A 20,960-nucleotide genomic window follows, 5' to 3' on the forward strand; every position below is an offset into this window, starting at 1 on the left:
TACTCGCCAGTAGCTCCAAGCCACGGCGGGCCCCGGGGGATCTTTTCGCCGGGACGCATGCCATACGTCCTCGGCAGGCGGCCGGTGGGGACACCGGACGCCTCGCGCGCTTCCTCCCATCCGGACTTTAACCGTCGGTCCCGGAGTTCCACCGGGTCAACCGGCCGATGGCATCGGCCGGGTCGCGGACTTTCACCGCCGGTTCGGACTTTCACCGACCCCGGAGCACGCTAGCTCTCTTTCGCTACCAGTCTGCCACGTCCTTCGCAAAGCACGCGACCACCCCTCCACTTTTGACCAAGCGCTCGTTTGTGAAGGGCGAACGAGCTGGTCAGGGCGGTGGGAGCGGAGCGCGATGCAGCGGCCATCGGACGACACGCGCGAGCCTGCGCACGCGCACCGCCGGATCCGGCAAGCCCGCATGCGCTCGCGCACCGCCGGATCAGACGAGCCCGCATGCGGTCGTGTACCGCCGGATCGGACGGCGGCGTCCGGCTCGGGCGGCCATGGGGGGTTCGGCTCGGGCAGCCATGAGGGGTTCGGCTCAGGGGCCATGGGGGTTCGGCTCAGGCGGCCATGAGCCGGCGGGCGCGGCGTGCCGCCGGGCTGTGCAGGACGTGCCCGGGGACCAGCCCGATCCCGGTGTGCAGGGTGCGCAGCGTCGCCGTGGCCCACAGGTCGCCGACCGGCGTGGCGGGCAGGCCGTACAGGCGTCTGGCCCAGCGCGGCAGCGTGGCGAAGGCGAGCAGGGTCAGCGCGGGCATCACCGGCTTGAGCGGCGTCAGCAGCAGCGGGAGCGGGGCGTTCAGCGACATGCGCAGCGGATGGGACGCCTCGGGCACGAACCGCAGATGCGGACGCTCGGCCTCGATGTAGTCGCGCAGCTCCGCCACCGACCCGGGCACCTCGTCGGCCGACAGGCCCACCACCTCGGCGGCCCGCCGCCACTCCGCGACGAACGCGTCCGCCTCGGCATCCGTCAGCCGCACCCCGGCCCTGCGGGCGACCGACAGGTACGAATCGACCTCGCCCACGTGCACCCAGCGCAGCGCGGCGGGCTCGTCGAGCCGGTACGTCTCGCCGGTGTCCGGGTCATAGGCGGTCAGGCCGGCGTGGATCTTGCGCACCCGGCGGCCGGCCCGCTCGACCTCCTCATGGGTGCCGTACGTACGCACGCGGACGAACTCGGTCGTCCGTACGAACCGGGACCATGCCTCGTGCGGGTCCATGAGCGCGGAGTTCTGCAGCACCCCGCGCATCGCCCTGGGGTGCAGCCCCTGCATGAGCAGCGCACGGAAGCCGCCGACGAGCAGGATCGGCTCCCCCATCACCCGCCATGTCACCGAGCGGGGCCCGAAGATCCCATAGTCGGTCATAAGTGAATAGTTACCCTGATGACGGATATTTCATGTCACCCGCAACTCCGGAGACCGCACGACGCTGCGGAACCCCACGTACCCGGAGGAGGACCGGAAGAGCCAGTGGCAGGCGCAACCGGATCACGAGATGGCTCGGTCGGCGGCGGCGCGGAGCTTGTCGATCGCCTCCACCGGGTCGGAGGCGCCGTAGACGGCACTGCCCGCCACGAACACGTCGGCCCCCGCCTCGGCGCACCGGCCGATCGTGTCCTCGTCGATTCCCCCGTCGACCTGCAGCCACACCCGGCCGCCGTGCCGCGAGACCATCTCGCGCGCCCTGCGCACCTTCGGCAGCACCATCTCGAGGAACTTCTGCCCGCCGAACCCCGGCTCGACGGTCATCAGCAGGAGCATGTCGACCTCCTCGAGGAGGTCTTCGTACGGCTCGACGGGCGTCGCGGGGTTGAGCGCCAGCCCGGCGCGGGCGCCCAGGGCCCGGATCTCCCGCAGCGTACGGATGGGCGCCTTGGCCGCCTCCGCGTGGATGGTCACGCTGCCCGCCCCGGCCTCCGCGTACCGCGGCGCCCAGCGGTCGGGGTCGGCGATCATCAGGTGGCAGTCGAGCGGCTTGTCGGTCGCCTTGCGCAGCGCCTCGACCACGGGCAGCCCGAGCGTCAGGTTGGGCACGAAGTGGTAGTCCATGACGTCGACGTGCAGCCAGTCGGCGTTGGGCACCGCGGCGGCCTCATCGGCGAGCCTGGCGAAGTCGGCGGCGAGGATGCTGGGCGAGATCTGTACGGCCATGATGCGCCAAGTCTAATGACCCCGCCCGTGCTCTCCGCCCGCGCCGCCCCGTGCCTCCACGGTCTCCGCGCCGCGTGCCCTGCCCGCGGGCTCCATCAGTCTCAGCCGGATGAACAGCACCGGCGCCCCCAGTTGCACCCACAACGCCAGCACCGCGTACGCCAGGTAGGTGGACACCTCGGCCTCGGGCAGCACTTCGCGCTCGGCGTACCAGATGAGCACCGCCACCCCCGTGCCGAGCACCCACCGCCCGATCCGCAGCCTGAGCGGGCCGCCCGGGTCGAACCACCCGATCCGGTACATTACCGACGTCCCCGCCAGCGTGCCGAACAGCACTCCGGACATCAGGACGACGGTGTCCATGCTCTCGGGATCGATCTCCCCGGCCGCGCTCCAGGCGGGCGGCACGACCCAGTCCCCGTACGGCAGCGCGGCCAGCACCGCCGCCACCGGCAGTACCCCGGACACCGCCAAGGAGAGGCCGAGCTGCGCCCACAGCGCCTGCCGCCGCCACCACGCCGTCGCCGGGCGTTCCAGCCGTACGACGAGCACCAGGACGGCGGCCCCGAGCGCCACGCCCGCCACCACGTCGGAGATGAAGTGCACGCCGAGATAGACCCGGCTCAGGCACACCAGCGCGACCCCGGCCCCCGCCGCCCACCACGCCCACGGCCGCGCCGCCGCCACCGCCAGCCGCCCCAGAGCGGCGGTGCCGGTCTGCGCGTGCCCCGACGGCAGCCCGAAGCTCCGCTCGGCCGCGAACGCGTGGATCTGCGGGTCGGTCCAGTACGGCCTCGGCTGGTGGAAGGCGAGCTTGCCGACCGCGTTCGTCCCGGCGGCCGCCAGCACGGTGAGCCCGAGGCGCAGCGCGAGCGCCGGGTTGACGCACCAGTACAGGATGGGGAGGACGAGCAGGAAGAACGCGTTCGTGCCGAAGAACGAGATGAGCTCCATGATCGGCCTGACGGCGTCGGGCCAGCTCTGAAGCCAGGCGATAGGCGCGAGTTCCGCCAGGTGAAGATCATCGAGGAAGTCCACGCCGCCGATCGGAGCACACCTCCGCCCCCACATGCCACCCCACTCACCACCCGGCCGCATCGCCCGACCCCCTGCCCCGCGCCGCCCCGGAAACACGCCCCGATCAGAACGGCCTCCGCGAAGAACCCCTGCCACGCACAGCGAGCCAGGGCGGCCTTCGACCCCGGACGCGTCCGCAGACGCCGAGCCTTCGGGGGCGGCCCGCCAGAACCCCGAGCATCGCCCGGCCCTGAGGAACCAGGCGCTTGCGCCCGTGAACGTGACCCCGCGGACGCACGTGCCCGAACGACCCCTCGAACAAGCAGACGCACGGACCCGGCAGGCTGGGCGCACGGATCCGGCCGAATGGCAGGCTGAGGGCACGGATCCGGCCGGGAGGTGGGCGCATCCGGCGGGCCGGCAGGTGGGTCAGGCGGGCTGGGCGGGCTTCTTGCGGAGCAGGGCCAGGAACATGGCGTCGGTGCCGTGCCGATGCGGCCAGAACTGGACGTGCGGGCCGTCGCCGAGCCCTTCGACTTCGGGCAGGTAGTCGCGGGCGTCGAGCTGCTCGACGTCATCGCGCTGTGCCAGGAGGTCGCCGACCACGACCCGGGTCTCGGCGAGGTGCGGCGAGCACGTCACATATGCGACCACGCCCCCTGGCCGCACCGCGTCGAGCGCGGTGGCGAGCAGCCGCCGCTGTAGCTTGCCCAGCTCGGCGATGCCGGCGGGGTCGCGCCGCCACCGCGCCTCGGGCCGCCGCCGCAGCGCCCCGAGCCCGGTGCAGGGGGCGTCGAGCATCACGCGGTCGAACACGCCGGGCCGCCACGCGGGCTCGGTGCCGTCGGCGGTGATCACCGAGGCGTCCTTGGTCGTCTCGCGGACGAGCCTGGCCCGATGCTGCTGCACGTCGGCGGCCAGCAACCGAGCCCCACCGGGAAAGGCCACTCCCCCGGACCGGCCCCGCGCCGCGCCAGGCGCGCCACCGGCCGCCACATCCCGCGCCCCGGACGGCTCCTCACCCGTCACAGCGCCTGAGACCGCACCAGGCGTCCCGCCAGGCGCGCCACCAGCCGCCGCGTCCCTCGCCCCGGACGGCTCCCCACCCGTCACAGCGCCCGGGACCGAGCCACGTGCCACATCAGGCTCCCCGACCGACGCGCCACCCGACGACGCGGCAGGCTTGCCGGCCGACGTCCCGGCACGAACCCGTGCCTCTTCGGCCAGACCGGCGAGGTCGCCGTGGGTGGCGATGGCGTCGAGGAGACCCGCCTTGCCGCCGGGCCCGGCGCACATGTCGAGCCACAGCTCCTCGCCGTCGCCCTCCACGGGCACCCGGGTCAGGGCGAGCGCGACGAGCTGGCTGGCCTCGTCCTGGACGGCGGCGCGCGTCTCGGCGACCGCGTCGATGCCGCCGGGGTCGCCTTCGCGCAGGTACGCCGCGTACGGCGAGTATCGCCCCGGCAGGGCGCCCGCGGCCTCCAGCTCCTCCACCGACGACCGCCCGGGACGGGCGACCAGGGTCACCAGCGGGCGGGCGTTGTCGGCCTCAAGCAGATCGGGCATCTCGCCTGGCGCGCCGAGCGCGTCGCGGAAAGCCGAGACGATCCACCGGGGATGGCCGTAGGCGATGGCGAGGTGGCCGACCGGGTCGTCGGCCGGGTCGGGGGCGACGATGGGCAGCCACTCGTCGAGCGTCCTCGAGCCGATCTTGCGCAGCACCGCGTTGACGAACTTCGCGGCTCCCGCGCCGATGCGCAGCCGTACGAGATCGACGGTGGTGCCGACGGCCGCGTGCGGCGGCACGCGCATGCGCAGGAGTTGGTGCGCGCCGATGCGCAGCGCGTCGCGCACGTCGGGGTCGGGCGCGCGGTCGCTGCACATCTCGATGATCGCGTCGTACGTGCCGAGCCCGCGCAGCGTGCCGTAGGCCAGCTCGGTGGCGAGCGCCGCGTCACGACCCTTGATGCCGCGCTCGCGCAGCAGGCGCGGCAGCAGCAGGTTGGCGTACGCGTCGCGCTCGTCGACGGCTCGTACGACGTCGTAGGCGGCGTTGCGGGCCGGATCGCGCGCCGGCCTGCGCGGCTTGCGCGTACGGTTGCCGCCGCCCGAGCCGGTCCCTTGGTGCCCCCTGGTCTTCATGCCCACGAACCCTCACTAGCGCCAGGCACGCCGGCCCGGCGAGCGCTCCACGCGCCACTCCGGTCAGTGCCCCGCGCGTCACTCCGGCGAGCGTCCCACGCGCCGTTTCGGCAGGCACCCGGCACGTCACCCGGGCGGCCCGGCCACCGCGCGGACCGCCGGCCCCGTGTCACTGAAAGGTCTCCTTGCCCTCGAGGCGCACCCCGCGGGCCCACTCCCCCGCCGTCATCAGCCGCTTGCCCTGCGGCTGCACCTCGCCCAGCTCGACCGCGTCGGTGGCGGTGCCGACGAGCACGCGGGCCTTGGTGGCGGCCAGCTCGCCGGGGGCGAGCCGTTCGCCGGGCGCCGGGCGCACCGGCCCGATCTTGATGCGCAGGCCGCGGAACTCGGTCCACGCGCCGGGGTTGGGCGTGCAGGCGCGGATCAGCCGGTCGACGTGCATGGCGGGCTTGGTCCAGTCGATGCGTGCGTCGGCCACCGTGATCTTGGGTGCGATGGTGACGCCGTCGGCGGGCTGGGGGCGCGGCTCGAGCGTGCCGTCCTCGATGCCGTCGAGGGTGGCGGCGAGCAGCCCGGCCCCGGAGACCGCGAGCCGATCGAGCAGCGCGCCGCTGGTGTCGGTGGGGCGGATCTCCTCGGTGACGACGCCGTAGACGGGCCCGGCGTCGAGCTCCTTGACGATCTGGAACGTGCTGGCCCCGCCGATCTCGTCGCCGTGGAGGATGGCGTGCTGGACGGGGGCCGCGCCGCGCCAGGCGGGCAGGATCGAAAAGTGCAGGTTGACCCAGCCGTGCCTGGGGATGTCGAGCGCGCTCTGCGGGAGCAGCGCGCCGTAGGCGACGACGGGGCAGCAGTCGGGCTCCAGCGCGCGCAGCCGGTCGAGGAACTCCGGGTCGCCGGCCTTCTGCGGGCGCAGCACCTCGATGCCCGCCTCCTCCGCGAGCTCCGCGACCGGGGAGGGGTGGACCTTGCGCCCCCGGCCCGACTGCGCGTCGGGGCGGGTGACGACCGCGACGACGTCGTGCCGGGGCGAGTCGATCAGGGTGCGCAGCGACGGGAGTGCCGTCTCGGGTGTGCCCGCGAAGACCAGACGCATGCTGTCAGAGTGCCTTTCCGCGGGTGGCGTGGGGCGAGAACTTGACCACGGGCGCGGCAAGGCCGCTCCACTCGGCCTCGCGCACGGCCTTCATGGCGAGCTTGCGCTGCTTGGGGTCCATGCGGTCGATGAACAGGATGCCGTCGAGGTGGTCGGTCTCGTGCTGGAAGCAGCGCGCCATCATGTCGGTGCCCTCGAGCACGACGGGCTCGCCGTACATGTTGAAGCCCTTGGCCACGGCGCGCACCGCCCGCGGGGTGGGGAACGACAGGCCGGGGAAGGACAGGCAGCCCTCCTCGCCCTCCTCGTCGATCTCGGACGACAGGTCGAGGTCGGGGTTGACGAGGTGGCCGAGCTGCTCGTCGACGTAGTAGGTGAACACCCGCAGCCCCACGCCGATCTGAGGGGCGGCCAGGCCCGCGCCCGGGGCGTCCATCATCGTGTCGGTCAGGTCTTTGACCAGCTTGCGCAGCTCCTTGTCGAAGTCGACGACCGGGGCCGCCGGGGTGCGCAGCACCGGATCTCCGAACAGCCTGATGGGCTGGATCGCCAAGGGGGTCACTCCGTTCTCATGCGTGGATCAGCCCAGTTTAGTGCAGCCGCCGGTGTCACCGGTGGCCGTGCTTCCTGGCGTGCTCCAGCGTGCGGGCCTTCAGCGCGGCCTTGCGCGCCGCCTTGACCACGGCCGGGTCGTCGTGGGCGGAGGCGAGCATGTCGAGCACGGCGACGGTGTCGGGGTGTCCGACACCGGGCATGTCGCCGATGAGCTTGATCAGGTCTTCGCCGGGCTCGGGCGGGTCGATGCGGCCCGCGGCAGGCCCCGACAGGTGCATGAGGGCGGCCAGGGAGTCGACGGCGAGCCAGGTGTGGTCCTCGGGGCTGAGCGCGGGGGCGGGCAGGTCGCGGATGTGCAGCCAGGAGGCGGCGTAGCGGCGCGTGAGCGGGTGTTGCAGCGCCTCCCTGACGGGCGCCTCGGCCTCGGGGCCCAGCTCCTCCAGGATGGCTCCGACGGCGCCGCGCTGGCCGGCCGTGCCGGTGGCGGCGATCTCGACGAGGTCGCGGGCGGCGGACTCGGGCGAGCGGCGCTCCAGCCACCCGGCCACCGCGCTCTGCGTGGCGCTGCCCTTGACCAGCGCCTCGACGAGCTCGGCCGCCGACAGGTCGGCGAACACCTCCACCTCCGCGGTGGTGGGCGCGTCGTGGCCCTCGCGCAGCAGGTCGCGGCGGATGGCCCATACGCCGAGCGGGGTCAGCGCGGTGCGGCCGGCGGGTGTCTGCTCGACGAGCCCGCAGTACGCCAGCAGCGACAACGCCTCCAGCAGCTCGCCGGGCAGGGAGGCGGCGATCTTGCGCATCTCCATGGGGCCGGGCGCGCAGGCGACCTCGTGCGACTGCAGGATGCCGCGGGCCAGGTTGGCGGTGGCGACGCCCGAGCGTACGGAGTAGATGGTGGCGAGCATTTCGGCGAGGTGGCCGTCGACCACGGCGGAGCCGGTCAGGCCGTCGTCGGCGCGGTCGAGCACGTCCATGACCACGCCGTCCCAGAACTCCAGCGTGGCCTCGACCGAGAGCTGCATCGACAGCGGGCCCCGGCTGGCCTTGCCGCCGAGGATGCGCAGCAGGCCGGTGTTGACGGCGACGACCCAGATCAGGGGTACGCGGGAGACGGGAACGCCGAGGTGGGCCGCGGCGGCTTCGGCGTCGGCCGGGCTCAGGTGGCCGTCGGGGCCGACCTCGCGGGTGCCCGTCCAGTTGGTGAGCCGGATGGCGTCGGCCACGAGCGGCACCGTCGGCACCGCGGCGGCCAGCTCGGCGTCCGGCGCCGTCGCGACCGGCGGGAACGTCAGGGCCTCGCGCTCCTCCGGTGTCTCCTCAGGGGGCCGTGGAGGCACGGCGGCCTGCTCATCGATCAGCTTGCGCAGCTCGGCGAGGTCGAAGACGTTGTTTGCCACCCACGAAACTTACTGCACACCGGTCACATGAGCGTACTCAACGGATCGCTCGCGACCGGGCCTTGAACGCGGCCTTGCGGGCCGCCTTGGCGACCGCGCCGTCGGGGATGGAACGTCCGAGGAGCTCGAGCACCTCGACCACGTCGGGGTGATCGACCCGCCACATCTCCTCGATGAGGTGGGCGGGCGGGCCCGATGCGGCCATGTTCTCGGCGAAGATCTCGGGGTCTTCCTCGGCGGCGGGCATGGCCAGCGCCAGCATGTCGACGCTGACCCACAGCAGCTCGTCCTGCGTCAGGGGCGGCGCGGACAGCTTCCTCGCGGCCAGCCAGTGGATGGCGTGCGGGCGCAGCTCGGGGTCGTCGAGATAGCCGCGTACGGCGGATTCGGCCTCGGGGCCGAGCCGGTCGACGATGGTGATGGCGATGCCGCGCGCCACGGCGGGCGCGCCGGAGGCGGCGGCGAGCAGCTCGGCGGCGGCCTCCGCGGGCTCGCGGCCGGCCAGCCAGCGGTCGATGTCGGCCTCGGCCACCTCCGTGGGCACGCCGTCGAGCAGCCCTTCGATGAGGCCGTGCGCGTCGGCCTCGGCGAGGTCGGGCGCCTCGGGGGCCTCGACGCCCATGGACAGGTAGTGCTCGCGCAGCGCCCAGACGCCGGCGGGGGTCAGCTCGGCGGTGTCGCCGGTGACGCGCAGCAGGCCCGTCCACTCCAGCCGGTCGAGCACGGCCCGCAGGTCGATCTCGCCGTCGGCGTCGATCTCGTCGATGTGGTCGCCGATCACCGTGACGGGCACGCGCGTCTGGAGCCGGTAGAGCATGTCGAACAGGTCGTAGAGGCTCTCGTCGAGCTCGGCGTGGCCGGTGACGGCGCCGCCGGTGTCGTGGTCGAGCAGGTCGGCGACGCGCCTCGCCCACGCCTGCAGCGGGTCGTCGCCGCCCGGCAGCGGCTGCTCGGCCAGCATGGGGATGCTCTCCAGCGCCGTACGCAGCTCGCCGGGCCCGGCCAGGCGTACGGCGGGCAGCGGCGTGCACGCCGGGCAGTCGCAGGGCGCCTCGCCCAGGTCTCCCAGGTCGGGCATGTCTGGCAGCTCGCCCGCGGGGATGGCGATCGACTGCTCGAGCGATTCGGGGCCGATGGAGCTGAACAGGCTCTTGGCCATGCCGAAGTTCGCCGGGTCGGCGAGCGCCTCGGGCATGCGAGGCTCGATGTCGTCGAGCCGGGCGCGCATGGCGTCCGCGGTCTCCGCGCTCACGTGGCCGGTCTCGCTGAGGTAGTCGACGAGCGTGCGGGCGGCGGCGATGGTCTCGGGTGCGCTCTCCGGCGGTGCGATGACCTTGCGCGGATAGATGGACAGCAGCAGCTCGTCGAAGGTCTCGGGAGTGAAGTCGCGAAGTTCGTTGACGTTGAGGTAGTCGCTGGCGTAGTCGCAGAGCAGGCGGACCTCGTCCGCGTCCACTTCGACGTCCCGCGCGCGCCCCCAAGCGCGCAGGTCGTCGATGGCCTGGTTCACCCATTCGATCGACACAGGGGCACGCTAACGGCTGGCCAACGGATGAGCGAATCGGGGAAACGGGCTAAATCAGGTCGAGGGGGTCGACACACACCCTCACGACATCCGGTGTCTTGCGTGCCGCGCGTACTCCGCCGGCGGCTTTGAGCGCGGCCGACAGTGCGGCGCCTTCCGGTCTGGGCACTCTGATCATGGCGCGCTCCTGGCCGTCGCCGGCCACCGGGACGGGGCCGAGCACCTGCGCGTCGGACGGCAGGCGGGTCTCGTCGAGCATCTGCCTGACCGCATGGGCCGGGCCCGTGAGCGTGGCCATCCGTACCGCGGGCGGGAAGCCCAGCTCGGCCCGGTCGGCCAGCTCGCGCTCGGCGAAGGTGATGGGGTCCCAGCGCAGCAGCGCCTGTACGGCCGGCAGCGCCGCGTCCGCGAGCACCACCAGCTCGGCACCGGGGCGCAGCAGCGCGGCGGCGTTCATCCAGCGGCGCACGGTCTCCTCGCCGGCTCGCAGGTCGGCCCGGCCGAGCAGGGCCCAGCCGTCGAGCAGCACCGCGGCGGCGTATCCGTCCTCGGCCACCGGCTCTGCTCCCGGGGTGGCGACGACGAGCGCGCGGGCGGCGGGCACCGTGGCCAGCACGCCGTCGCGGCCGGACGTGCGCACCGGCACGGAAGGGAACGCCCTGCCCAGTTCCTCGGCCGTACGCCTGGCGCCGGTGACCACCGCGCGCAGCCTGGGGCTGCCGCAGGACGGGCAGCGCCAGGAGGCGTCCACGCGGCCGCACCAGCGGCAGTACGGCGCCGCGTGCCCGCTTCGCAGCGCGAGCGGCCCGTGGCACAGCGGGCCCTCGCCGGTCTCCATCGTGAGGGTGTCGCCGGGTGCTTTCCTGGTGGGCGGCAGGACGCAGCGGGCCGGGGTGCGGCAGTGGCGGCAGGCCAGCGCGGGCAGGTAGCCGCGCCTGGGCACCTGCACGAGCACCGGGCCGCTGTCGAGGCCGTGGCGCAGGGCCCGCCAGGCGATGCTGGGCAGGCGGGCCTGCCTGGCGGCCTGGTCCTTGGCCAGCTCGGCGTCATCCCCCGCCGGGCGCACGCGCGGGGCGAGGCTTCTGATCGTCGTACGCGCGGCCACGATCGGCCTGGCCCAGCCGCTCGCGACGAGCTGGGTGGCCTCGGCCGTACGCGCGTAGCCGCCGATGAGCATGCCCGCGCCGGCCCTGTGGGCGCGCAGCCCGAGCACCTCGCGGGCGTGCGGGTAGGGGGCGAAGCGTTCGGCGTGCAGGTCGTCGCCGTCGTCCCAGATCGCCACCAGGCCGAGATCGGCGACCGGCGCGAACATCGCCGCCCTGGTGCCGACGACCGCCTTGACCTCGCCTCTGAGCAGCCGCAGCCACCTGCGGTAGCGCTCGGCGGGGCCCAGGTCGGCGGTGAGCGCCACGTGGGCGCCGGGGCCGAGCACCCGCAGGAACGCGGTGTCGGCCAGCGCCACGTCCTTGCCGTCGGGGACGACGACGACCGCTCCCCTGCCGCCGTCCAGCGTCGCGCGGACGGCCTCGGCGAGGGGGCCGGCCCAGCCCTTGGCGCCGGGCAGCGCCTGCCAGACGGCCCGGGGCGCGCGCCCGTCGCGGAGTGCGGCGAGGAAGGAGGGGCCTGCCGGGTAGGCGTCCCAGGCGCTCGGTGACGGCGCCGGCGGGCGCTCCTGCGGCGGGACGGGCTTGGGCGTCTCGGCTTCGGCCCTGGCGTGCCGGGGCGGGACCGCGAGGCGCAGCACGTCGGTCAGGGTGCCGGCGTACCGGTCGGCCACGGCCCTGGCCAGGCCGGCGATCTCGGGGGTGAGCACGCGTTCCGGGGACACGACGCGTTCGAGCGGGGTGAGCTTGCCCTCGTGGTCGCTCTCCTGGACGCGTTCGAGGAGGAAGCCGTCCACGAGCTTGCCCGCGAACCGCACCCGCACCCGCACGCCCGGCTCGGCCGTCTCGTGCAGCCGGTCGGGGACGAGGTAGTCGAAGGGGCGGTCGAGGTGCGGCAGCGGGCTGTCGACGACCACTTTGGCCACGGGGTTTTCCGGGGCCGGGAGCACCGCCCCCTTGGTGTCCTTCTCGGACGCCGGGGGCCGCACGGCTTCGAGCGGCAGGAGGGCGTCGTCGGAGGAGTCGGTCACGAACAACGTCTACCAGACCCCCGCCTCCGCCATCGCCCATGGCGATCCCACCGGAACACCATCACGCCACCCGCAGCACGTACGACACCGAACAGCCCCACCCGGCCCCGGACGGACGCCATCGCGCGCACAACGCCGGAGACGGGCCTCGACTCACCCACGCCACGCCAGAGCAGCCGAGGGGCGGCGTGCGGGCGATCCCGCCATCACCCCCCGGCTGTGCGTGCACAAGACACCGATCGGTGCCGCCCGCCCCGCGAAAAGGGCGGACGGCACCGATCGGGTTGGTGCTGAGCGCAACGGCCGTCAGGCGGCCGTCACGTCGTTCAGAAACCGGCGGCGGTCCTCAGGGCCTCGGCGCGGTCGGTGGACTCCCAGGAGAAGCCCTCGCGACCGAAGTGCCCGTAGGCGGCGGTCTCGGAGTAGATCGGACGCAGCAGGTCGAGGTCGCGGATGATGGCGGCGGGACGCAGGTCGAAGACCTGGAGCACCGCCTCCTGAATCTTCTCGACCGGCAGCTTCTCGGTGCCGAAGCACTCGACGAACAGGCCGACCGGCTTGGCCTTGCCGATCGCGTAGGCCACCTGGACCTCGCACCGGTCGGCCAGCCCGGCGGCCACGACGTTCTTGGCCACCCAGCGCATGGCGTAGGCGGCGGAACGGTCGACCTTGGACGGGTCCTTGCCGGAGAACGCGCCGCCACCGTGGCGGGCCATGCCACCGTAGGTGTCGATGATGATCTTGCGGCCGGTGAGCCCCGCGTCGCCCATCGGACCGCCGATCTCGAAGCGGCCCGTCGGGTTGACCAGCAGGCGGTAGCCCTCGGTCTCGATGTCGAGGCCGGCGAGCACGTGGTCGACCACGTGCTCCTTGATGTCGGGGGTCAGCATCTCCTGCAGGTCGATCTCGGCGGCGTGCTGCGTGGAGACGACCACGGTGTCGAGGCGGACCGGCGTGTCGCCGTCGTACTCGATGGTGACCTGCGTCTTGCCGTCGGGGCGCAGGTAGGGCACGGTGCCCGTCTTGCGCACCTCGGCGAGGCGCTGTGCGAGCCGGTGGGCGAGCGTGATCGGCAGCGGCATCAGCTCGGGGGTCTCACGGCAGGCGTAGCCGAACATGAGGCCCTGGTCGCCGGCGCCCTGGCGGTCGAGCTCGTCACCGTCACCGGTCACCCGGTGCTCGTAGGCGTCGTCGACGCCCTGCGCGATGTCGGGCGACTGCGCGCCGATCGACACCGACACACCGCACGAGGCGCCGTCGAAACCCTTGTGGGAGGCGTCGTAACCGATCTCCAGGATCTTCTCCCGGATGACGCCGGGAATGTCGACGTAGGTCTCCGTCGTCACCTCGCCTGCGACGTGGACCTGGCCGGTAGTGATCAGCGTCTCGACCGCGACCCGGCTCTTGGGGTCGTCTTTGAGCATGGCGTCGAGAATCGCGTCACTGATTTGGTCGGCGATCTTGTCCGGGTGGCCTTCGGTGACCGACTCGGAGGTGAACAGGCGACGTGACAACTCAGTGGCTCCTCATGCAGCGGCTGCTGACGGATGTAAGGCCCGGAGCCGAAGGGCATGGCCGGGCCTCGCCGAAGTCTAGCCCTACCATGCGCCCCGCGGCGAAACCGTCCACCATTTGTCTCCCATCAGAGTTCGGGCAAAGGGTCGGGCGGCAGCAGCTCGGGCGCGAAAATCTCGGCGTCCGCGGCCGACACCACCGCCGCGTACTCCTCATCGAACTCGAAGACCATCGAGCCCAGCTCGAGCGCATTGCCCGGGAGAATCGGACCCAGCCGGGTGCGCCGCGGGAACTCCGCGAACACCGACACCGGCCGATCGGTCCGCAGCGTCCTCGTCGCCAGCACGGAAATGGCCGTGCGCGTGACCACGATCAGGAAATGCCCTGTTCCCGCCGGCCCCGAGGATAAGGCGGGGAAGAGGTAGTGAATCTCCTCTTGGTCACCGAGCAACGTTCTACAACGGTCTCTTACAGCAGAACCCACCGGCATTCCATCCCCCTTTGCCCCAAGTATCCGCAGGCGTGCGGGGGTGTTGCAACAGGTGATCGAGTAGTGGGATTTGCACGCTTTGTACGATCGACGCCCCGGCATCCCATTACCTCTTTGGAACGCCCCACAGATGCGGCCGTACAGCGCGGAACACCGAGTCCGTCAACGGCGACCGCCCGGGTTCAGATCCATGACCGCTCGGCGATGAACCGGCCGGGTTCAAGCGAGATCGTCGACAAGGAGGGCGCACGCGACCTGCAGCGTGCATAAGGCCAAGGCCCGCCTTATCGCGGGCTTGGGAAGACCGGATGGCCCGGGCTCAGGAGAGGCGGGCGGCGACCAGGTCCCAGACGGTGTCGGCCAGGTCCTCCTTGGGCCCGAACGGCACCTCGACCGGCTCCCCGCCGGCCACCAGAATCGTCGCGGCGTTGTCGGCCGTACCGAAGGCGAGGCCCTCGCCGACCTGGTTGACGACCAGCAGATCGCAACCCTTGCGGGCGAGCTTGGCCTGCCCGTTGGCGATCACGTCGTTCGTCTCGGCGGCGAACCCGACGATCACGCGCGGCCCGGCGCCGGCGAATTTCTCCTCGGCAAGACGCCCGGGCGTGTCGCTCCCGACCGGCTCGGCCGGCTCGGAGGGCGTGCCGCCCGGGGCGGGAGCGCACTCCGTGGCAGCGTCACCCGAGGCAGGCGGGCCCGGAACGTGCGCACGGGCGGAAACCGCCGCCTCCGCCGCAACGGCCGGCCCGACCCCGGCGGACGGTGCGGACCCGGCGGACGGTGCGGACCCAGCGGACGGTGCAGACCCGGCGGGCGATGCAGACCCGACGGGCGATGCGGAATCGGCCGGCGATGCGGACCCAGCGGGTGCCCCTGCCCGCGCCCGCCGACGTTCACCCAACTCAGCGAGAATGTCGGGATTCTTGACCAGGTGGATGGCCTCGGGCTCGCCGTCCGTCTTCTTGATCTTGGTGTCGTGCCGCTCCGCAGGCCGGAAGTCGGCCACCGCCGCGGCCATCACGACCACATCGGCGTCGGCGGAGGCGGCGAGCACGGCGTCGCGCAGCTCGGACGCCGACTCCACGCGCACGACGGTGGCCCCCGCCGGGTCGGGCAGCGTCACGTTGGCCGCCACGACCGTCACCTCGGCCCCGCGGGCGACCGCCGTACGGGCCAAGGCGTAACCCTGGCGCCCGGACGAGCGGTTGCCGATGAAGCGGACGGGGTCGATGGCCTCGCGGGTGCCGCCGGCGGAGACCACGACCTTGCGCCCGGCCAGGTCGAGCGGCCGCCCTCTGGCGACGCGCAGACAGACCTGGAAGATCTCGGCGGGGTCGGGCAGCCGTCCCGGGCCCGTGTCGGCGCCGGTGAGCCGGCCGACGGCCGGGTCGATCACGACCGCGCCCCGCGAACGCAACGTCGCGACGTTGGCGCGCGTGGCCGGGTGCTGCCACATCTCGGTGTGCATCGCGGGCGCGAACACGACCGGACAGGTGGCCGTCAGCAGCGTGTTGGTCAGCAGATCGCCGGCCAGCCCATGGGCGGCCTTCGCCAGCACGTCGGCGGTGGCGGGTGCGACCACGACGAGATCGGCGCTCTTGCCGATGCGCACGTGGGGCACCTCGTGAACGTCGTCCCACACCTCGGCCGAGACGGGGTTGCCCGACAGGGCGGCCCAGGTGGGCGCGCCCACGAACTTGAGCGCCTCGCGGGTCGGGACGACCCGTACCTCGTGCCCGGACTCGGTGAACAGGCGCAGCAGCTCACACGCCTTGTACGCGGCGATGCCGCCGCTGACGCCCAGGACGACCTTCATCGAAGGGGTCAGACCGCGCCTTCGATGGGCTCGGCGTTGAGCAGGCCCTCGGAGACCTCTCGCAGCGCGATGGACAGCGGCTTCTCCTGGGCGTGCGTCTCGACCAGCGGGCCGACGTACTCCAGCAGGCCCTCGCCGAGCTGGGAGTAGTAGGCGTTGATCTGGCGAGCGCGCTTGGCGCCCATGATCACCAGGGAGTATTTGCTGTCGACGATGTCGAGCAGCGTGTCGATCGGCGGGTTGGTGATGCCCTCCGCGGCCGGGGTGGTGCCTGCCACGATTGTCAGACCTCTCGGTTGGTGGTTGTCGTGACCCCCTGAGGGTCGGTCATCAAGGCTATCAGCCGATGGCACACGTCTTGGACGTTCGTGTTGACAAGTGAGAGGTCGAACTCGTGCTCCGCGGCCATCTCGTTGCGCCCGGCCTCCAGCCGGCGGGCGATGACCTCCTCCGGCTCGGTGCCGCGCCCGCGCAGCCGCTTCTCCAGCTCCTCCCATGAGGGCGGGGCCAGGAAGACCAGCAGCGCCTCCGGCATGCTCCTGCGCACCTGCCTGGCGCCTTCGAGGTCGATCTCGAGCAGGGTGGGCACGCCCTCGGCGAGCTTCTTCAGCACCGGCTCGCGAGGGGTGCCGTAGCGGTTGCCCGCGAACTCCGCCCACTCCAGCAGCTCACCGGACTCGATGAGCCGGTCGAACTCCTCGTTGTCGACGAAGAAGTAGTGGACCCCGTGCACCTCGCCGGGACGGGGTCGCCGGGTTGTCACCGAGACCGACAGCCACACCTCGGGGTGTGCCCGCCGGAGCTCGGCGACGACCGTGGATTTACCGACGCCCGACGGCCCCGAAAGGACCGTCAGCCGCCGTTCGCTCATGGGCAGGAATCCGACCTCCGTTCCAGGCCCGACCGCCTCGTGGGCACTGACATCGCCGGACCAGGACCTCTCGGTCACTTCCTACCCCCCGTTGAACCCGCGTTTTCGTGTGGAACAGAGATTAGCTCTCGTTGCCACCGAACTCGCGCTCGAGGGCAGCCCTCTGGTTCGCACCGAGGCCCCGCACGCGACGGGACTCGGCGATGGCAAGCCGCTCCATGAGCTGCTTGGCACGGACCTTGCCGACACCGGGGAGCGATTCCAACAAAGCCGACACCTTCATCTTGCCGATGACGTCGTCGGTCTGCCCATCCTTGAGCACCTCAGCCAGAGAAACCGCGCCATGCTTGAGCCGGTTCTTGACCTCGGCACGCTCTTTACGGGCCTTGGCAGCCTTCTCCAGGGCTGCGGCGCGCTGCTCAGGGGTCAGGGGAGGAAGAGCCACGCCGGGTCACCTCGAATTTCTGTCGATGTACTCGGACGGGAAGGGAAACTAGCTGGTCATCGCCCCCTAAGCAACGTCAAGAGCCGTTTCTCTCGCGACAAAATCCACTTCATCACTCTCCGTAAGGGTAAAGTCACCCTACGCTGATCAAATCGCCCTCACATCCGCCTACGCGCGTCGGCTCGCGCCGCTGTCGCGAAACGCAACGAAGATCGATTTCGAGACACCCTTCGATGTCCGAAACCCCCGCCGCACCTGGGCCGAAACCCTTTTTCGCGATCTTGCGCACGGCCCTGACGGATGCCTTATGATCTTGTTAGCGCGGCCCTTCCGGGCCCTCGGTGCGCCGTCCTCACACCCCGGCCGTTCCACCCCCGTGCGACCGTTGCGGTGAGGAGCCGCTCCGGGGTTCGTACGGGTGCCGTCGGCTTCCGTTCCATGCGGCGGCCGAAGGCGGCCGGGCCGGCCTCGCGAACGCCATCGGCACCATGTGCACAGCGCGGCGCCGTTAGGCGAACGCGGGCGACGCCTACGTTCGGTCCCTTGGGGTGCTCGCAAGGCACGCGCAGTACTCGCCCACGCGCAGTGCCCGGCGCGGCCGAGTAGACGCACGGCCGCCGAGTGGACGCACGGCCGAGTAGGCGCAGTGCGAACGCGCCGCACGGAGGGCGGACCCGCCGCAGATGCGGCACTCGCGCATCGCGCGCGACAAGGACGTCGCAGCACGCCGGCCACGCCACGGAGCAGGCGACACCTGCGCCAGGCGCGGCGGCACCAAGCACACGACGTCCGCGCCCCACGAGCGAGCCTGCGCCGCCGCCCAAGGACAGTGCCCGTGCCAGGCAGGCGGCCGATGATGCCCATGCCGCACGGACGCAGCCAATGCCCTCCCAGACCAACGCCTCCGTCACGCCGGGCCGGCCGCCCACGCGACAGCGACACCCGAGGTGGCACCCGTACGTCAAAGGCCCCGAGGCGTGCGTGGCACTGGCGTCGTGCGGACGGGCGCTCACGCACGCATGGAGGCAGCGCCGCACGGAAGCACGCCGCGCGGGGACGGCACCCACACCGCACGCACCCACGGCGCACCGGAGGCCGGCAACCTACGCCGCACGCACACCCGCGACGCCCGCGGTCGCCGCCCAGGCCGCGCGCCACACGCCCGCAGCACCCGGACGAGACGGCACCCCCGTACGGCGGCCCAGACCCCGCGTCAGGATGCCCGGCGCAGTGAGGCGGCGATCGCCGCGGCGGCGGCCCCCGGGTCGGGTGAGGCGGTGATGGGGCGGCCGATCACAAGCAGGTCGGCCCCGTCGGCGAGCGCCCGTTCGGGCGTGGCGACCCGCTTCTGGTCCTGGGTGTCGGCGCCGGCGGGCCGGACGCCGGGGGTGATGAGCGTGATGCCGCCGCCGACCTCGGCGCGTACGGCGGCGACCTCGTGCGGCGAGCACACCAGCGCGGTGGCGCCGGCCTCGACCGACAGCGATGCCAGGCGGCGTACGGCGTCGTCGGCGGGCCCGGCGAGCCCGATGCGCTCCAGGTCGGCCTCGGTGAGCGAGGTGAGCACGGTGACGGCGGCGATCTGGGTGTGCGGCGCGGACTCGACGGCCGCCTTGATCATGGCGGTCCCTCCGGCGGCGTGCACGGTGAGGATCGCGGGACGCAGCCGGGCCACGGCCCTGGCGGCCCCGGCGACGGTGTTGGGGATGTCGTGCAGCTTGAGGTCGAGGAAGACGTTCACGCCGCTCGCGCCCTGCACGGAGGCGATCACGTCGGGCCCGTAGCGCAGGTAGAGCTCCAGGCCGACCTTGACGGTGCTGACGTGCGGGGTGACCAGGGCGGCCCAGCGCGCGGCGGTCTCCAGGTCGGGTGCGTCGAGAGCGACGGCGATGGGTGCGGGGGTCAAGGGCGTCAAGGCGTGCTCTCCAGGCGCTCGGGAGTCAAGGCGTGCTCTCCTCGATGTCTACCAACAGGTGCCGGGGTGCGCTCCCCGGCGGGCGGTGGGCGAGGCCGACGGCGTCGGCCAGCCGCTGGAAGCCGCGGGCCCGCAGCAGGTCCTCGAGCTCGCGTTCGATGCGCAGGCAGGCGTACGGGTCGTGGAACAGCGCCGTGCCCACCCCTACCACGCAGGCGCCTGCCAGCACGAGCTGGAAGGCGTCCCTGCCGGTCATCACGCCGCCCATGCCGATCAGCGGCACGCCGGGAAGGGCCGCGTGGACCTGCCAGACGCAGCGTACGGCCAGCGGCAGGATGGCCGGCCCCGACAGCCCGCCGGTGACGGCGGCGAGCGAGGGGCGCAGCGCCTCGGTGTCGATGGCCATGCCCAGCGGGTTGTTGATCATGGAGAGCGCGTCGGCGCCGGCGTCCACGCAGGCGCGGGCGACGGCGACGATGTCGGCCACGTCGGGCGCGAGCTTGGCGACGACGGGCACGTCGTAGCGCATGATCGAGCGTACGGAGGCGATGACCTCGGCGGCGGCGCTGCCCTCGCGGGCGAAGACGCGTCCGCGGTCCTCGATGTTGGGGCAGGAGAGGTTGACCTCCAGCGCGGTCACGCCGGGCGCGTCGGCGAGCCTGCGGGCCAGCTCGGAGTATTCGGCGACGGTGCCGCCGCCGATGGAGACGATGGTCTTGATGCCGCGCTGGGCCAGCCAGGGCAGCTCGCGTTCGAGGAACGCGTCGATGCCGGGCCCTTGGAGCCCGACGGCGTTGAGCATGCCGGAGGGCGTCTCGGCCATGCGCGGCGTGGGACGGCCCGCGCGCGGCGCCATGGTGATGGACCGCGTGGTCAGGGCGCCGAGCCGGTGCAGGTCGAAGAACTGCGCCAGCTCGCGGCCCGACGAGGCGCATCCGGCGGCCGTGGTGATGGGGTTCGACAGCTCCACGTGCGCCAGAAAAGTCCGCATATCAACTGACATGTCGTGCACCGCCCCCTGGGGCGCCCAGCGCGTCGAACGGGATCGTTCCCACGTCCTCGAAGCGCACCCGCTCCCCCCGGAACACCGGCCCCTCGGCGCACGCCCTGACCATCCTGGTCGAGCCGTCGTCGCCGATGACGGGCAACACGCACGTCATGCACACCCCGATGCCGCAGGCCATCGACTCCTCGACGGCCACCTGCACCGGGATGTCGAACTCCATCGCCACCGCCGTCACCGCCCGCAGCGTCTCCATGGGCGCGCAGGCGTAGACGACGTCGGCCATGGTGTCGGTGATCACCGACGGCAGCGCGTCGGTGACCTTGCCGCGCAGGCCGAGCGACCCGTCCTCGGTGGTCAGCGTGGTCGTCTCGGCCATCCTGCGGGCCCGCATCGCGCCGAACACCCGCTCGGCGCCCGCGCCGCCCAGCACGAAGTCGACCCGGCAGCCGCGCGCCAGCAGCGCGTCGGCCAGCGGGAACAGCACGGCAGAGCCGTACTCGGCGCCCACCAGCACGCAGTTGACCGGGTCGCGCGGCAGCGGGAACGGCCGCCCGAGCGGCCCGACGAGGTCGAGCGTGTCCCGGGCGCGCCGCTCCGCCAGCCAGGCGGTGCCGGGGCCGCGCGTGGTGAAGACCAGCTCGACCGTCCCGCCGTAGTCGGACTTCACGTCATGGATGGACAGCGCGCGGCGCGTCACCATCGACGTGTACGCCCCGCCGACCGCCACGGAGACGAAGTGGCCGGGACGGTAACGCTCGGCGATGCCGGGCGCCACCACCGTCAGCGCATGGTAGGCGTCGACCCGGCGCGTCGTGAGCACCGTGCCCGTCACCTGCACCGGTGTGCCGGCCAGTCGTCTTCACCTCCCGTGCGG

Annotated in this window: 18 protein-coding genes, 1 pseudogene and 1 riboswitch; all 19 genes and pseudogenes read right to left on the minus strand. The window is 72.6% G+C overall.

Annotation, left to right across the window (positions count from 1 at the left end):
- Window positions 1-102: 102 nt before the first annotated feature.
- A riboswitch (FMN riboswitch) is annotated at window positions 103-233 on the minus strand.
- Window positions 234-566: 333 nt separating this feature from the next.
- Window positions 567-1,376: an oxygenase MpaB family protein gene (locus AB0K67_RS08360; protein WP_364054922.1), complete on the minus strand. Its 810-nt coding sequence runs from the start codon at window positions 1,374-1,376 to the stop codon at window positions 567-569.
- Window positions 1,377-1,499: 123 nt separating this feature from the next.
- A complete protein-coding gene (gene rpe, locus AB0K67_RS08365) occupies window positions 1,500-2,162 on the minus strand; it encodes a ribulose-phosphate 3-epimerase (RefSeq protein WP_364054925.1) in 663 nt (220 codons plus the stop codon).
- Between the two features lie 12 nt (window positions 2,163-2,174).
- The gene (locus tag AB0K67_RS08370) at window positions 2,175-3,200 is read right to left on the minus strand and encodes a phosphatase PAP2 family protein (protein WP_364054928.1); all 1,026 of its coding nucleotides are present in this window, start codon (window positions 3,198-3,200) and stop codon (window positions 2,175-2,177) included.
- Window positions 3,201-3,608: 408 nt separating this feature from the next.
- A complete protein-coding gene (locus tag AB0K67_RS08375) occupies window positions 3,609-5,321 on the minus strand; it encodes a transcription antitermination factor NusB (protein WP_364054931.1) in 1,713 nt (570 codons plus the stop codon).
- A 169-nt stretch (window positions 5,322-5,490) separates the two neighbouring features.
- On the minus strand, window positions 5,491-6,417 hold the full coding sequence (gene fmt, locus AB0K67_RS08380; RefSeq protein WP_364054934.1) for a methionyl-tRNA formyltransferase: 927 nt from the start codon (window positions 6,415-6,417) through the stop codon (window positions 5,491-5,493).
- A gap of 4 nt (window positions 6,418-6,421) precedes the next feature.
- Window positions 6,422-6,970, minus strand: coding sequence for a peptide deformylase (def, locus tag AB0K67_RS08385; protein ID WP_364054937.1), 549 nt, complete (start codon window positions 6,968-6,970; stop codon window positions 6,422-6,424).
- 55 nt (window positions 6,971-7,025) lie between these two features.
- Window positions 7,026-8,369 (minus strand): hypothetical protein, encoded by a 1,344-nt coding sequence (locus AB0K67_RS08390; RefSeq protein WP_364054940.1) that lies wholly within the window; start codon window positions 8,367-8,369, stop codon window positions 7,026-7,028.
- A 37-nt stretch (window positions 8,370-8,406) separates the two neighbouring features.
- Complete coding sequence (locus AB0K67_RS08395) at window positions 8,407-9,894, minus strand: hypothetical protein (RefSeq protein WP_364054943.1); 1,488 nt, start codon at window positions 9,892-9,894, stop codon at window positions 8,407-8,409.
- Between the two features lie 49 nt (window positions 9,895-9,943).
- Window positions 9,944-12,028, minus strand: coding sequence for a primosomal protein N' (locus AB0K67_RS08400; protein WP_364054946.1), 2,085 nt, complete (start codon window positions 12,026-12,028; stop codon window positions 9,944-9,946).
- Window positions 12,029-12,354: 326 nt separating this feature from the next.
- On the minus strand, window positions 12,355-13,542 hold the full coding sequence (metK, locus tag AB0K67_RS08405) for a methionine adenosyltransferase (RefSeq protein ID WP_364054949.1): 1,188 nt from the start codon (window positions 13,540-13,542) through the stop codon (window positions 12,355-12,357).
- 128 nt (window positions 13,543-13,670) lie between these two features.
- A complete protein-coding gene (locus tag AB0K67_RS08410; RefSeq protein ID WP_364054952.1) occupies window positions 13,671-13,994 on the minus strand; it encodes a hypothetical protein in 324 nt (107 codons plus the stop codon).
- A gap of 358 nt (window positions 13,995-14,352) precedes the next feature.
- Window positions 14,353-14,592: a phosphopantothenoylcysteine decarboxylase gene (locus AB0K67_RS08415; RefSeq protein WP_364057506.1), complete on the minus strand. Its 240-nt coding sequence runs from the start codon at window positions 14,590-14,592 to the stop codon at window positions 14,353-14,355.
- A 330-nt stretch (window positions 14,593-14,922) separates the two neighbouring features.
- Window positions 14,923-15,849, minus strand: a pseudogene (coaBC, locus tag AB0K67_RS08420) (bifunctional phosphopantothenoylcysteine decarboxylase/phosphopantothenate--cysteine ligase CoaBC); the annotation flags it as partial.
- Between the two features lie 8 nt (window positions 15,850-15,857).
- On the minus strand, window positions 15,858-16,127 hold the full coding sequence (gene rpoZ / locus AB0K67_RS08425; RefSeq protein WP_364054955.1) for a DNA-directed RNA polymerase subunit omega: 270 nt from the start codon (window positions 16,125-16,127) through the stop codon (window positions 15,858-15,860).
- A gap of 5 nt (window positions 16,128-16,132) precedes the next feature.
- Window positions 16,133-16,720, minus strand: a complete 588-nt coding sequence (gmk, locus tag AB0K67_RS08430; RefSeq protein ID WP_364054957.1) for a guanylate kinase — start codon at window positions 16,718-16,720, stop codon at window positions 16,133-16,135.
- Between the two features lie 121 nt (window positions 16,721-16,841).
- Window positions 16,842-17,165 carry an integration host factor, actinobacterial type gene (gene mihF / locus AB0K67_RS08435; protein WP_055503120.1) on the minus strand — a complete coding sequence of 108 codons (324 nt, stop codon included), beginning with the start codon at window positions 17,163-17,165 and terminating at the stop codon, window positions 16,842-16,844.
- Between the two features lie 1,213 nt (window positions 17,166-18,378).
- Window positions 18,379-19,071, minus strand: a complete 693-nt coding sequence (gene pyrF / locus AB0K67_RS08440) for an orotidine-5'-phosphate decarboxylase (protein WP_364057509.1) — start codon at window positions 19,069-19,071, stop codon at window positions 18,379-18,381.
- A gap of 34 nt (window positions 19,072-19,105) precedes the next feature.
- Window positions 19,106-20,083, minus strand: coding sequence for a dihydroorotate dehydrogenase (locus AB0K67_RS08445; protein ID WP_364054961.1), 978 nt, complete (start codon window positions 20,081-20,083; stop codon window positions 19,106-19,108).
- Window positions 20,073-20,939, minus strand: coding sequence for a dihydroorotate dehydrogenase electron transfer subunit (locus tag AB0K67_RS08450; RefSeq protein WP_364057512.1), 867 nt, complete (start codon window positions 20,937-20,939; stop codon window positions 20,073-20,075). The genes AB0K67_RS08445 and AB0K67_RS08450 overlap by 11 nt, the downstream gene beginning before the upstream one ends.
- Window positions 20,940-20,960 lie beyond the last annotated feature (21 nt).

Source organism: Nonomuraea sp. NPDC052634 (assembly GCF_040678535.1).
In the GTDB taxonomy this organism is placed as follows: Bacteria; Actinomycetota; Actinomycetes; order Streptosporangiales; family Streptosporangiaceae; genus Nonomuraea; species Nonomuraea fastidiosa.

What these genes read in the sequence shown, in the direction of transcription:
- AB0K67_RS08360 (WP_364054922.1), bottom strand. Translation starts at nt 1,376, where the DNA reads ATGACCGACTATGGGATCTTCGGGCCCCGCTCGGTGACATGGCGGGTG.
- rpe (WP_364054925.1), bottom strand. Translation starts at nt 2,162, where the DNA reads ATGGCCGTACAGATCTCGCCCAGCATCCTCGCCGCCGACTTCGCCAGG.
- AB0K67_RS08375 (WP_364054931.1), bottom strand. Translation starts at nt 5,321, where the DNA reads ATGAAGACCAGGGGGCACCAAGGGACCGGCTCGGGCGGCGGCAACCGT.
- fmt (WP_364054934.1), bottom strand. Translation starts at nt 6,417, where the DNA reads ATGCGTCTGGTCTTCGCGGGCACACCCGAGACGGCACTCCCGTCGCTG.
- gmk (WP_364054957.1), bottom strand. Translation starts at nt 16,720, where the DNA reads ATGAGCGAACGGCGGCTGACGGTCCTTTCGGGGCCGTCGGGCGTCGGT.
- AB0K67_RS08445 (WP_364054961.1), bottom strand. Translation starts at nt 20,083, where the DNA reads ATGTCAGTTGATATGCGGACTTTTCTGGCGCACGTGGAGCTGTCGAAC.